Source organism: Leptolyngbya sp. AN10, from assembly GCF_050565645.1.
GTDB lineage: Bacteria > Cyanobacteriota > Cyanobacteriia > Leptolyngbyales > Leptolyngbyaceae > Leptolyngbya.
Genome location: NZ_JBNXVP010000064.1, coordinates 16,041 through 29,236, shown reverse-complemented (window position 1 = coordinate 29,236; position 13,196 = coordinate 16,041). Strand labels below are relative to the sequence as shown.

The 13,196-nt window shown below is 50.4% G+C and carries 7 protein-coding genes; 6 read left to right on the top strand and 1 reads right to left on the bottom strand.

The features are described from left to right. Positions 1-162: 162 nt before the first annotated feature. On the top strand, positions 163-1,059 hold the full coding sequence (locus tag ACQ4M5_RS39120; RefSeq protein ID WP_430681197.1) for a hybrid sensor histidine kinase/response regulator: 897 nt from the start codon (positions 163-165) through the stop codon (positions 1,057-1,059). After that, on the top strand, positions 1,059-4,367 hold the full coding sequence (locus ACQ4M5_RS39115; RefSeq protein ID WP_430681196.1) for a PAS domain-containing protein: 3,309 nt from the start codon (positions 1,059-1,061) through the stop codon (positions 4,365-4,367). Before ACQ4M5_RS39120 ends, ACQ4M5_RS39115 begins: the two co-directional genes overlap by 1 nt. A gap of 25 nt (positions 4,368-4,392) precedes the next feature. Here ACQ4M5_RS39115 and ACQ4M5_RS39110 read toward each other — a convergent pair whose 3' ends face one another. Further along, entirely contained in the window at positions 4,393-5,118 is a 726-nt protein-coding gene (locus ACQ4M5_RS39110) for a Crp/Fnr family transcriptional regulator (RefSeq protein ID WP_430681195.1), read from the bottom strand. A 100-nt stretch (positions 5,119-5,218) separates the two neighbouring features. Between ACQ4M5_RS39110 and ACQ4M5_RS39105 the strand changes: the two genes are divergently transcribed. The 4 genes from ACQ4M5_RS39105 (at position 5,219) to ACQ4M5_RS39090 (ending at position 13,172) form a co-directional block, all read left to right on the top strand. Beyond that, positions 5,219-5,599 (top strand): response regulator, encoded by a 381-nt coding sequence (locus ACQ4M5_RS39105; RefSeq protein ID WP_430681194.1) that lies wholly within the window; start codon positions 5,219-5,221, stop codon positions 5,597-5,599. Between the two features lie 218 nt (positions 5,600-5,817). Then, positions 5,818-6,186, top strand: a complete 369-nt coding sequence (locus tag ACQ4M5_RS39100) for a hypothetical protein (protein WP_430681193.1) — start codon at positions 5,818-5,820, stop codon at positions 6,184-6,186. Positions 6,187-6,243: 57 nt separating this feature from the next. After that, the gene (locus ACQ4M5_RS39095) at positions 6,244-9,738 is read left to right on the top strand and encodes a PAS domain S-box protein (RefSeq protein WP_430681192.1); all 3,495 of its coding nucleotides are present in this window, start codon (positions 6,244-6,246) and stop codon (positions 9,736-9,738) included. A gap of 401 nt (positions 9,739-10,139) precedes the next feature. Continuing rightward, positions 10,140-13,172, top strand: coding sequence for a GAF domain-containing protein (locus tag ACQ4M5_RS39090; protein WP_430681191.1), 3,033 nt, complete (start codon positions 10,140-10,142; stop codon positions 13,170-13,172). Positions 13,173-13,196 lie beyond the last annotated feature (24 nt).

Sequence of the window (13,196 nt, the reverse complement as noted above, 5' to 3'; positions counted from 1 at the left end):
TCTGCGTGCCTTAACTCGCTACTTATTGTTCGAGAATTGGGATCATTTGCTGACCTTTATGATTGAAGGACTGGAGTTAGAAGTCCCGCCCAACTCCAGTTGATTTTTCATAATGAGAATTGCTGGGATTTGCTGGATGTTTCTCGCATCGCCAGAGGATCGTTGCAGATTAATCTAGCAACGGTTAACTTCGTCAACATCGTTGTAGCTGCCCTGAACATTGTACGCCCTCTTGCTGAAGCGAAACACATTCAGCTTAACTCGTACCTTCCTACAGTGCTGCAAGTGTCAGGCGATTTCAATCGGCTTCAGCAAATGGTGGTGAATCTGCTCACGAATGCGATCAAGTTCACTCCAGAATATGGTCGAGTTGAAGTTGAGCTAGTGCAAGTAGCAGATTACCTGCAACTATGTATTCGGGACACTGGGAAAGGCATTGCGCCTGAATTTTTGCCATTGATTTTTGAGCGGTATCAACAGGGACAGCCAAATACTGGATCAAAAGATGGATTGGGGTTGGGACTTGCGATCGTCAAGCATCTCATTGATCTACATTCTGGCACCATCACTGCTGAGAGCCAAGGTGAAGGACAGGGAGCGACCTTTACCGTGCGATTGCCCCTGCTAGATGCCTCAACCGAGGGTTTAGATGATTCTAGTCGCACTGAGATCAATTCTCTGGACGGAATTCGGATTCTAGTTGTGGATGATGAGCCAGATCAGGTTGATTTGCTGGTGTTTGTGTTAGAAGAAGCAGGGGCGATCGTGCGATCGGCAAATAGGGGGAACTCAGCCCTACCTCTGATTTCACAGTTTCAGCCGGATATTCTAATTAGCGATATTGCGATGCCTGATCAGAACGGTTATGAACTGCTGCGACAAGTGCGGGCGCTCGATTCAGGGCAGAACATTCCCGCGATCGCGCTCACTGCTCATGCAAGCGTTGCCCATCGGGAGGACTCGTTGCAGGCAGGGTTTGCGTATCACTTGGTGAAGCCTGTGGAGCCAGAGGAGGTAGTCAGAAGGATTTTGAGTGTGATTCAGCGGAGGGCAGGGTAATGCCTGAATTTTTCTCTGAGTTGCGGGATCTCTGCGACTCCATGCCCCAATTTGTTTGGGTCAGCAATGCTCAGGGTGAACTGCAATACGTCAATCGTCAGTGGGTGGACTACTCCGGACTTACCGTTGAGCAGAGTCAGAATCCTGAGAACATTGCGGCAACTTACCACCCGGACGATGTGCAGGCAGCCTTCGACCAGTGGGCGATCGCGCTCACCGCACAACAACCCTGTGAAATTGAAGGGCGATTGCGAGCATCCGACGGCTCCTACCGCTGGTTTCTGATTCGGATTGTGCCCGTGCGAGATGACCAGGGGCGAGTCTTACGCTGGTATGGCACTTCAACCGATATTCACGATCGTAAAGTCGCTCAACTCAACGAGCAATTTCTTCACGAACTCGATCAGCGGTTGCGACAACTCGACCGTGCGGAGGCGATGCTTTGGGAAGCGACCCGCAGTGTGGGCAATTACTTGAGCGTCGATCGCTGTGCTTGGCACCGAGTGGATTTAACAAAAGACTTGGTGATGGTTGAACAAGACTGGGCGCGACAAACGCTTCCGAGTGCGATCGGAGTGTATCGCTTGTCCGATTTCATCCTGCCAGAGCTTCTAGAATTGGGCTGTGCGGGTCAATCCGTTGTGGTTTCAGATGTCACAACCTATCCCTACACAGCACCGCTGGCAGAGAACTACGTGGCGTTCGGCTCTCGTGCCTTCGTAACCGTTCCCTGTATTCATGAAGGATGTCTGATTGCCGTTTTGAACGTGAATACGGAAACCGTGCGGCAGTGGCAACCCGATGAAGTGGCACTGCTTCAGGCAATCGTCGCTCGCCTCTGGTCGCTGATTGAGCAAACTCAGATGGTGCAAGCGTTGCGCGACAGTGAATGTCGGTTCCGCACCCTGGCAGACAACATTGCTCAACTGGCTTGGATTGCGGATAAAACGGGCTGGATTTTTTGGTATAACCAACGCTGGTTTGATTACACCGGGACAACTTTAGAAGCAATGCAAGGCTGGGGTTGGCGATCGGTGCATCATCCGGATCACGTCGATCGCGTCGTTGAGCGCATCCGCCACTGCTTTGAAACGGGCGAAGTCTGGGAAGATACCTTTCCCCTGCGGCGGCAGGACGGACAGTATCGCTGGTTCCTGTCCAGAGCAATTCCCATTCGCACTGAACAAGGTCAGGTATTGCGGTGGTTTGGGACAAATACCGATATTACGGAGCGCCGACAAGCAGAAGCCGCCCTTCAGCAAAGCGAAGATCGCTACCGCATGGCAGTAACTTCCGCCAAGTTAGGCACCTGGGACTGGGATCTGACCACGAATGAGTTGAAATGGGATGCCTCCTGCAAAGCGATGTTTGGCTTACCACTTGAGGCAGAGAGCAGCATTGAGCAGTTTTTTGAGGGCTTACATCTAGAGGATCGCGATCGCTTAACCCAAATCGTTCAGACTGCTCTGAACCCAGCTAGTGGCGGTTTCTACGATACCGAATACCGCACGATTGGAATTGAAGACGGCATCGAGCGGTGGGTTGCGGCAAAAGGACAAGCATATTTCAGCTCAACTGGGCAACCCGTCCGCTTTATTGGTACGGTGTTGGACATCACAGAGGTTAAGCGTTACGAAGCAGAACGCCAACGCGCACAACGTCAACTGCAAGACCAGCAGGAGAGATTACAGGCGGCTTTATTTGCCGCAGGAACAGGCACGTTTCGTTGGGATATTCGCACCAATGAACTCGATTGGGATGATAACCTCGATCGTCTCTTTGGATTGCCACCGGGAGAAACAGCACGAAGTCTAGAGTCCTTTATTCAACTGGTGCATCCTGACGATCGCCAAGGGGTGATCGATCTCTGTGCCCATTGTGCAAGTAAGGGCGCAGATTTCGATATGGATTTTCGGGTGGTCTACCCCGATGGCAGCATTCACTGGCTCTCCGATAAAGGCAAAACGTTTTTTGATGAAGCAGGCAATCCGACGTACATGACCGGAGCCTGTGTGGATATTACCGAGCGCAAACAAGCGGAGGCAGAACTCCAACGGCAAACCACAGAACTGATTCAAGCCAATCGCCTCAAGGATGAATTTCTGGCAGCGCTCTCCCACGAATTGCGAACCCCACTAAATCCGATTCTGGGCTGGACAAAACTGCTTAAAGGGCAGAAGCTCACCCCCACAAAAACGGCTGAAGCGCTTGATATTGTTGAGCGGAATGTGAAACAGCAACTGGCGTTAATCAGTGATTTGCTGGATATGTCCAGTGTGATTCAGGGCAAGTTGAACCTGGAATTCCATCCGGTTGACCTGACGTTAATGGTCAATACTGCGATCGAGACCGTTCAGTTTGCCGCACAAGTGAAAGATATTGCGATTCGGGTTTCCTATAGCTTTGCAGATCCCAAATCGCCTGAAGTTACTTTACTTCCCGTTTTAGGCGACCGCGATCGCTTGCAGCAAATTCTCTGGAACTTATTGTCGAATGCCATTAAATTCACCCCCGATAATGGACGAGTGGAAGTCGATCTGTCTATTGTGACGAGTAGAAGTGGGAACCGCTACGCCCAGGTTCAGATTACAGACAATGGGATTGGGATTGCCCCTGACTTTTTGCCGTATGTGTTCGATCGCTTCCGGCAAGCCGATGGCAGTTTGACTCGCCGATATGGGGGATTGGGATTGGGCTTATCGATCGTGCGTCACTTGGTTGAGCTACATGGCGGTACAGTGACAGCGGACAGTCCAGGACTGGAGCAGGGAGCAACGTTTACTGTGAAGCTGAGACTCTGCTCGCCCGTTGAAGCCTGGGGTAATGAGCGCCTCCTGTCGAGCCTCAATCTTCATAGCACAAATTCACGTAGCGAAGGTTCAGTAGCTGATTCATCTTCAACCCAAGCAAATCCCCTATTGAGTGCTACGGGTGCATTAACAGGAGTTCGTGTTCTCATTGTGGATGACGATCAGGACAATGTAGATCTCCTGCAATTTCTGCTTCAACAAGATGGAGCGCGGGTCACAGCTTTTACTTCACCGTTGGATGCACTCGAAAGTGTTGCTCAAAATCCGCCCGATTTGATCATCAGCGACATCGGAATGCCAAAGATGACAGGTCATGAACTGATTCGCGCCGTGAGAGCCTTGCCACAAGGGAAGCAAATTCCGGCATTGGCACTCACGGCGTTTGCTCGGACAGAAGATGAAACAGAAGCGATTCAAGCTGGCTTTCAGACTCATATTGCGAAACCTGTTGATCCACATCAGTTACTAGCAATCGTTGTTCAACTGCTGATTGACTGACAAAAGTATCTTGCTTAGGGCTAGTTCAATTCATAGATTCACTTTGCAAGTAGAGATCGAACTCCTGCTTAATGATGTGGTAGCACTCGCAAGTTGTTTCTTCCATTTCCTCGCGGTTGAGAATGGTGACTCTGCCGCGTGCTGTGCGAATTAGTCCAGCCGTCTGTAGCGTTCCGGTCACAATACTGACAGCTTGACGATGTGACCCAATCATTGTGGCAAGAATATCCCTAGTTAAAAGCAATTCGGGAGTTTTAACGCGATCGTTGGCTGCGAGTAGCCAACGGCACAGCCGTTGTTCAACCGCATGAAAACGGTTACAGAGAGCGGATTGGTTCAGTTGAGTAAGTTTGAGGTAGGTAAATTCCAGTGCTTTTTGGCGAAGCACGGGGGCTTGAGGCAATGCGCTGACAAAATCTTCGGCGCTAAGTTGATAGCCTTTGCCTGTGATGATTACACTGACTTGCCAGGGTGCGATCGCTCGACCCAGCAGCAAAGGCGTTCCCACAAATCCCTCAAATCCAGTTGCTCCAACCTCAACGGTGTCCCCTTCAGCAGTCGAATGCACCCAGGACAGGAGAGCCGTGGTGGGAAAATATACTTGTTGAACAGGTTGGCGAATTCCGCAGAGAATATCGTTCTGTCGAAGTTCAACGGATTGTAGGTGAGGCTGGAGAAGCGCGTACTCATCTTGGGGGAGGGAATCGAGAATAAAATTACCGAGCGGAAGGCGAGAAGCAGGATTCATCATATTTTTTCCTCATCCGTCTTCCACCGGACAGACGTTTCGCACTTGGACTTGGTAGGCTACCCCTATTTACAGATTGGCTTATCAAAGGTTCATTAGCACTATGGGAGTTCCGGTTAACAAACGAATTTTGTGCATAGATGATTCACAGGATAACTGTGAGTTATTGAGTTTCATTCTGTCTGAAGCAGGATATGAAATAGAGTCAGCGCAAAGCCTGATTGGAGGCTTACAGATGGCTCGAAGTAACGAGTTTCAGCTTTATCTCATTGATTTATCTTTCCGCGATGGGAGCGGGATGGATTTGATCGAGAAGATTCGTAAATTTGATGCTGTGACACCGATCGTGGTGTGTTCTGGTGAGGTTCGCGAAGCAGTCCAGGCGGAGGCGATATCGCGAGGCGCTCAAGCGTTTATCATCAAGCCGATCGAGCCGGATGCTTTCGCACAAACGATCATTGAAGTTCTCAATAGTGAGTCATAAATTTAAATTCAGTTCTCCTACAACCCTGATTCCTCAGGGCTTTGAAGAATGATTAACGAAATCTTTAACTTTCGATTGTTACCGCTTTAAGCTTATCCATTCATCGCCCTTAAGCAGTATTCTGAACCTTGTGGGTTATCGGCGTTCCCTGTGAGGGGTCGCATTAACGTCTCGCTTGAGCGTCTAGACCCTTTGCCGATCACCAGGAGCTTAAGCGCATGAATAAAACCAGTACCGACAAGATCAAATCAGCAACTCCGTTCCTCATTTGGTTTCGTCGCTGTCTGCCCCAAAGTTTACAGGGACAGGTTCGACCCTATTTAGATCGCCCTTACCAACTGGCATTGGCGATCCTCGATCGCTGTGATGCTCCCCAACCACTTTCAGTGAAGGAAATTGCTCAAGCTATCGGAGTCGCTCCCCAAACTGTCAAACAAGTGTTGCTCGCCTTAAAGGAAGGGGGCATGACCTTTGCAGTCACCCCCACCACAAACTGGCAATTGAGCCAAGTAGAATCCTCCGCTTCTGTAGATAACGCTCTGCGAGAAACGATTTCTGCTTGTGCATCTGAACACAGCCCGGTCTAACGCCTTGAATACTGCCCCTTCGGATTCTTGTTGATCGTACCCGTTGAAGAGATAACTATGACTCGCCCTATTCAAACCCTTCTGCTCGTGGAGGATTTTCCGCCCGATCGAGAGCTATATCGGCGCTGTCTGATGGCTGATTCAGAGTGCGCTTACTGCTTATTAGAAGCCGATTCGGTGATGGCAGGATTAGCATTGTGCCGTGAAAGAACGATCGACGCAATTCTGCTCGATTACTTGTTGCCGGATGGGAATGGGATCGAGTTCCTACAAGCATTACACGCGCAAAGTAATGGAGAAAGTCCTCCTGTCGTGATGATCACGGGCGAGGGGGATGAACGGATTGCAGTTGAGGCGCTCAAGCTAGGGGCAGAGGATTACCTCGTCAAACGTCACCTCACCCCAAAACTGTTGCAGTTGACGATGCGAAGCGCGATCGAGAACGCTCGGTTACGGTTACAACTGCGGCAGAGTCACGATCGCTTTCGGGTGTCGATCGAAAATATGCTCGATTGCTTCGGCATCTATGCAGCCATTCGAGATGAATTTGGGCGGATCATTGATTTTCGGTTTGATTATCTCAATGCTGCCGCCTTGGAAAGCAATGGGATGACTTCTGCTGACATGAGCAAAACGCTTTGCGAGGTCTTTCCCGCCCATCAAGAATGCGGATTATTTGAAGACTATTGCCTTGTGGTAGAAACCGGAGAATCGCTGGTCAAAGAGAATTTAACTTACTCGGACATCTTTGGAATGCAGCATCTAACTCGCGCTTATGATATCCGAGCGAGTAAGTTAGGCGATGGTTTAGTTATTTCTTGGCGCGATACTACCGATCGCAAACGGCTAGAGCTAGAGTTGAACCAGAAAATTGCCGATTTGGAACAGCAGCAGCACCGCCTGCAACGGCTGATTGATACCGCTCCTATTGGCATAGGGATCGGTACAGCCGAGGGTGAAGTGAAAGTCATCAATGACGAGATGCTGCGTTTACATGACTACACACGGGAGGAATTTGAGCAGCAGGGCATGAACTGGAGGGACTTCACTCCCCCAGAGTCATCTGAGCAGACCGAGCAGGCAATGGAGCGATTATGGCAGGAAGGAAATATTCCGTCAGAGGAAAAAGAGCTAATATGGCGCAACGGTTCGCGATTGCCGATTTGGATCAGCGCGATGCGGTGGCTAGATGGCACAGATGAGCACATCGCGTTTGCGGTCGATTTAACCCGACAGAAGCAGGTAGAAACTGCGCTCCAAGCGAGCCAGCAACGCTATCAGCAATTAGCAGGAGCAATGCCCCAGATGGTCTGGACTGCCGATGCAACCGGAGCAGTGAATTACTGGAATCAGCAGTGGTATGACTACAGTGGATTAAGTGAAGCCGAATCGATGGGGTTAGCCTGTACCAGTACGATCCATCCCGACGATCGCGATCGTACCCTGGAGCAGTGGGGGCAGTCTGTTTTGACTGGAGTTCCCTTCGAGATTGAGTATCGAGTTTGCCGTTGGGATGGGGTGTATCACTGGTTTATTAGCCGGGGAATGCCGACGCGAGATGATCACGGACAAGTAATCGGCTGGATTGGAACGATCACTAACATTGATGAATTGAAGCGATCACAAGCCGACCTGCGCGATCGTGAAGCACAATTGCAAATTGGGGTGCAAGTAGCGGGTGTTGCCCTGGCTCGATTCGATTACAAAACGAATACAGTCGAACTTTCACCCGAAGCGGCTGCGTTGTACGGTATTCCTTCAAACGAATTACTGATCACGCGCAATCGCATCCATGCCACCTTTCACCCGGACGATCGCGCCGAACTCGCGCAACTTATTCAGCAGGTGATTGACCCAGCCGGATCGGGTTGGTTTGCGCGGGAACACCGAGTTGTTTGGCAAAATGGCGAAGTCCGTTGGCTCAGTGTCCGGAAACAAGTATTCTTTGATCGTTCTGGTGACATTCCACGCCCAGACCATGCGATTTTAGCCGCGATCGACATTACCGAGCAAAAACAAGCCGAGCAAAATCGCCTCTTGCTTGCTCAAATTGTTGCCTCTTCAAACGATGCCATCATTGGCTTTACGCCAGAGCAAACCATCATCAGTTGGAATGCTGGAGCCGAGCAAATTTTCGGCTATACCTGTGCAGAAGTTTTGGGGCAAAGTATTGCGATTCTTGCTCCTGTCGATCGTCGTCATGAACCACAGTCGATTTGTGAAAGACTTCAGCGAGGAGAAACGATTGAACAATATGAAACCCAACGGCAACGGAAAGACGGTAGTTTAGTCGATGTTGCCGTGACAATTTCACCGATTAGAACTGAGAAAAATGAAATCATTGGCGTATCGGCAACGATGCGAGATATTACGGCGCAAAAGCAGTTAGAGCAAGAGCGGGAACGACTTCTCAGAGAAGCACAAGCCGCTCGTGAAGAAGCGGAAGCCGCGAACCGCAGTAAAGATGAGTTTGTGGCAGTGGTCGCGCACGAACTGCGATCGCCGCTGAATTCGATCTCTGGTTGGGCGAAATTGCTGCAAGCCCGCAAGCTCGATGAGGCAACGATGGCTAGGGCGCTCGATGCAATTTGGCGCAACACTCAGGTACAGGTGCAACTGGTAGAGGATTTGCTTGACATCTCCCGCATCGTTCGCGGCGCATTGCAAATTACGTTTGCTCCCGTGGACTGGATCACTGTGATTGAAGCTGCTTTAGAAATCGTGCGCCCAATGGCAGACGAGAAACAGATCCAAATCGAAACTCACCTGATGCCCACGCCGCAAATTTCTGGCGAGTCAAACCGCCTTCAGCAAATTGCCGTCAACTTGCTCACGAATGCGATTAAGTTCACTCCAGAGGGCGGACGAGTAGAGGTGCATCTAGAGCAAGCGGATACTCAGGTTGTGCTGTGGGTGCGGGATACCGGAAAAGGCATTGCGCCGGAATTCTTGCCCCACATCTTTGATCGCTACAAGCAGGGGCAGGAGAATACAGGGTCAAAAGATGGCTTGGGCTTGGGACTCGCGATCGTCAAAAACCTCGTCGAACTCCACAGCGGCACGATCACGGCGGACAGTGCAGGCATCGGAGCAGGGGCAACCTTTACCATCTGCTTACCCGGATTAGAAACCCTTACTCCTCGCCCAGACTCCTTCGTGGTTGATGCAACTTCGCTGGCTGGAATTCGCATTCTCGCGATCGATGATGATCCCGATATGCTGAATTTGATTGCCTTCGTGCTACAAGACTTTGGAGCCGATGTAAAAGCGGTGACGACCGCAAGAGCGGCGCTAGAGTGTTTAAGCCAATTCAGACCGGATATTTTGCTCAGTGACATCGCAATGCCGGAAGGCGATGGGTATGAATTGGTGCAGCAGGTAAAATTAAGTCCAGAAGGACAAATTCCCGCGATCGCACTCACCGCGTATGCGAGTGCAAGTGATCGAGAGCGATCGCGTTTAGCTGGCTTTCAGCAACACCTGGTAAAGCCTGTTGACCCGGAGAATCTCGTTGCTGCAATCCTAAGTCTAGTTAGAGGAGAAACCCCGTAATGCCTGATGTACCACCATGATTGAGCCACCGATTTCCTCAGTTAGCTCAACTTGCACCCAGTAAACAGAAGTACACACAAAGCATCAATAGACATCCTGCACGAATCGAAAATGCCCACCGAATAGAATTCGGGGCTACACAAACAAAGTGTCCCTGCGGACACTAACAGCCATTTTTTAGTCAGTCCGCAACGGCGGACTTCGTTTGTATAGCCGCGAATTCTATTCGCCAAGGCATTCATGCAGCAAGTCTAATGCCCTCCGTCCTTTGATAGAAACTAACTTCTATCCTTGGAGGTAGACTTAAACAAGTAATATTTATGCGAGTCCTATCCCAAAACAACCTGGCTAATTCCAGAATTGGTAAAATTGTTCTAATGCACCCTTTTTAAGACAGCAGCATGGCTCAATCTGAACGCACCGTCCTCATTGTCGATGACTGTCTAGAGGATCGGTACACCTATCGGCGATATTTGCTTCAGGATCGATCGCGGCAGTATACGATCCTGGAAGCCGAGACTGGGCAAGCTGCTCTAGAACTCTGTCAGCAAACTCAGCCTGATATTATCTTGCTCGATTTTCTGCTGCCGGATTTAACGGGCTTAGAACTCTTGTCACAATTGCAGGTTCACTTTCAAGAGGTGGCGCTGCCTGTCATTTTGCTCACGGGGCAAGGCAGTGAAGCGATCGCAGTGCAAGCGATGAAAGCCGGAGTCCAAGATTACCTCGTCAAAGGACAAATTAAGCCCAAGGATCTGCGATATGCGATCGAGTCCGTTATCGAAAAATCGAAGCTGCGGATGCAACTGAGGGAGAGTGAGGAGCGGTTAAAGCTGGCGCTGGAAGCCGCTCAGATGGGCATCTGGGAATGGCATATTCAAAGCAATACCGTGATTTGGGCGGAGCAAGTGGGACCGCTATTTGGCTTGCCGCTCGGTGCAACCATACCCAGCTACGAAGCCTTTCTCGATCTGGTTCACCCTGACGATCGCACCCACGTTTCCGAGACAATTCTGCGGGCACTGCAAGAAAAAAGCGACTACACGATTGAGTTACGCACCCGTTGGGCAGATGGGACGCTTCGCTGGATTGAGGGACGCGGACAAATTTATTGTGATGCCAGCCATCAGCCCCTGCGGTTAGTCGGAACTGTGATGGACATCACCAAGTCCAAGCAGGCAGAAGCTGAACGGCTCCAGCGATTAGAGCGAGAACGATTGATTGCTCAGATGGCGCAACAGGTGCATCGATCGCTTGATGTCAACGAAGTGCTGCAAACTACTGTTGATGAAGTGCGGCAGTTCTTGGGAACCGATCGCGTCTTAATTTTTCGGTTGAATGATACAGGGGACGGAACCGTTGTCACTGAATCGGTTGCAGCCGACTGGACGGCGTTGCTTTCGACGGATTTTCATGATCCGTGTTTTGCAGCGAGCTATATGGAACGCTATGAACAAGGGCACGTCATGGCGGTGACAGACATCCATCAAGCAGGACTGCAACCGTGCCATCTTGACCTCCTTGCAGGGTTACAGGTCAGAGCGAATCTGGTTGTTCCCATTCTGCAAGATCACCAACTCTGGGGATTGTTAATTGCTCATCACTGTGCTGCGCCGCGTGAGTGGCAACCCCTAGAAATTGACTTGCTCAAGCAACTGGCAACGCAAGCCGGAATCGCGCTGCAACAGGCGGAACTCTATCAGCAAGCGCAAAATCAACTTGCGGAACGCACCCTAGCGGAAGCTGCCCTGCGCTATCAAACGGATCGGGAGCGACTCGTTTCTCAAATTGCTCAACGGATTCGTCAAACCTTGGATCTAGCAGAGATTCTGAACAATACGGTTGCGGAAGTGCGCCAGTTTTTGAAGTGCGATCGCGCCTTCATCTACCGCTTCAATCCCAACTTCAGCGGTGTGATTGAAGTGGAATCGGTTAGTGCAGGCTGGATTCCACTGCTCGCCGAGATTGTAGAAGATACCTACTTCACCGAAACGAAAGGCGAAGATTATCGTCAGGGACGCATTCAGGCGACCGAGGATGTTTACACCGCAGGCTTAACGGATTGTCATGTTGAACTATTGGCGCGGTTCCAAATCAGAGCCAATTTAGTTGTCCCGATCTTGCAAGGTGAAAAACTATGGGGATTGCTGGTGGCGAATCAGTGTGGAACAGCGCGATCGTGGCAGACGCTCGAAATTGATCTACTTAAACAATTAGCAACACAAGTTGGAATTGCCATTCAACAATCGGAATTCTATCAGCGATCGCAAATTGCGCGAGAACAAGCGGAACAAGCCAGCCGCGTTAAAGACGAGTTCTTAGCTGTTCTCTCTCACGAGCTTCGCACACCGCTCAATCCGATTCTCGGTTGGTCGAAAATGCTCCGGGCGGGCAGACTCAATCCTGAAAAAACGAAGGAAGCACTGCTCACGATTGAGCGCAATGCCAAATTGCAATCGCAACTGATTGAAGACTTGCTCGATGTGTCGTGCATTCTGCGAGGCAAGCTTGGCTTACAAGTCTCTTCGGTCGATTTGGTGACAACCATTCAAGCGGCACTCGAAGCCGTCCGATTAGCCGCAGAAGTAAAACAGATTGCGATTCAGACGGTTTTGCCTGAAACGGCTCTATTTGTAACTGGAGATGCGGGGCGGCTGCAACAGGTGGTGTGGAACTTGCTCTCGAACGCGGTCAAGTTTACGCCCTCGCAAGGAAGAGTCGAAGTGCGTTTGGGGCAGAGTGACACAATGGCGCAAATTCAGGTGATGGATACGGGGAAAGGAGTTAGTAAAGACTTTCTACCTCATGTGTTTGATTATTTTCGGCAGGAAGATGGCGCGATTACGCGGCAGTTTGGTGGACTGGGATTGGGACTTGCGATCGTGCGTCAAATCGTCGAACTCCACGGCGGTACGATCGCCGTGAGTAGTACTGGAGAAAATCAAGGGGCAACCTTTACTGTCAATCTACCTTTGTTCAAGCAGGAAGATCGAGAGAACAATGATTCTAAGTCAACGTCAGCCGACCTTGCAGAGATCATCAATTCTCTAGAAGGCTTAAAAGTTCTGGTTGTCGATGATGATCGGGACTCCCGTGAGTTTGTCGCATTTGTGCTGCAACAAGATGGCGCACAAGTACAAGCCGTTGCTTCTGCTTTTGATGCAATGCAAGTCCTAATCGAATCACAGCCCGATGTTTTAATTAGTGACGTTGGAATGCCAGAAATGGATGGCTATGGGTTAGTTCGACAGGTGCGCCTATGGACACCAGAACAGGGTGGACAGATTCCAGCGATCGCACTGACCGCTTATGCAGGCGAGTATGACCAAAAACAAGCGATCGCGGCAGGATTCCAGCAGCACCTCTCGAAGCCCGTTGATCCGATCGAGCTTGTGCAAACAGTTGCGCGTTTGGGGCATTGCACCGTCAAATAGTTAGAAAATTCCGTCTGCTCTTTA

Coding starts and splice junctions, on each gene's coding strand:
- ACQ4M5_RS39105 (WP_430681194.1), top strand. CDS start 5,219: ATGGGAGTTCCGGTTAACAAACGAATTTTGTGCATAGATGATTCACAG.
- ACQ4M5_RS39115 (WP_430681196.1), top strand. CDS start 1,059: ATGCCTGAATTTTTCTCTGAGTTGCGGGATCTCTGCGACTCCATGCCC.
- ACQ4M5_RS39100 (WP_430681193.1), top strand. CDS start 5,818: ATGAATAAAACCAGTACCGACAAGATCAAATCAGCAACTCCGTTCCTC.
- ACQ4M5_RS39095 (WP_430681192.1), top strand. CDS start 6,244: ATGACTCGCCCTATTCAAACCCTTCTGCTCGTGGAGGATTTTCCGCCC.
- ACQ4M5_RS39090 (WP_430681191.1), top strand. CDS start 10,140: ATGGCTCAATCTGAACGCACCGTCCTCATTGTCGATGACTGTCTAGAG.
- ACQ4M5_RS39110 (WP_430681195.1), bottom strand. CDS start 5,118: ATGATGAATCCTGCTTCTCGCCTTCCGCTCGGTAATTTTATTCTCGAT.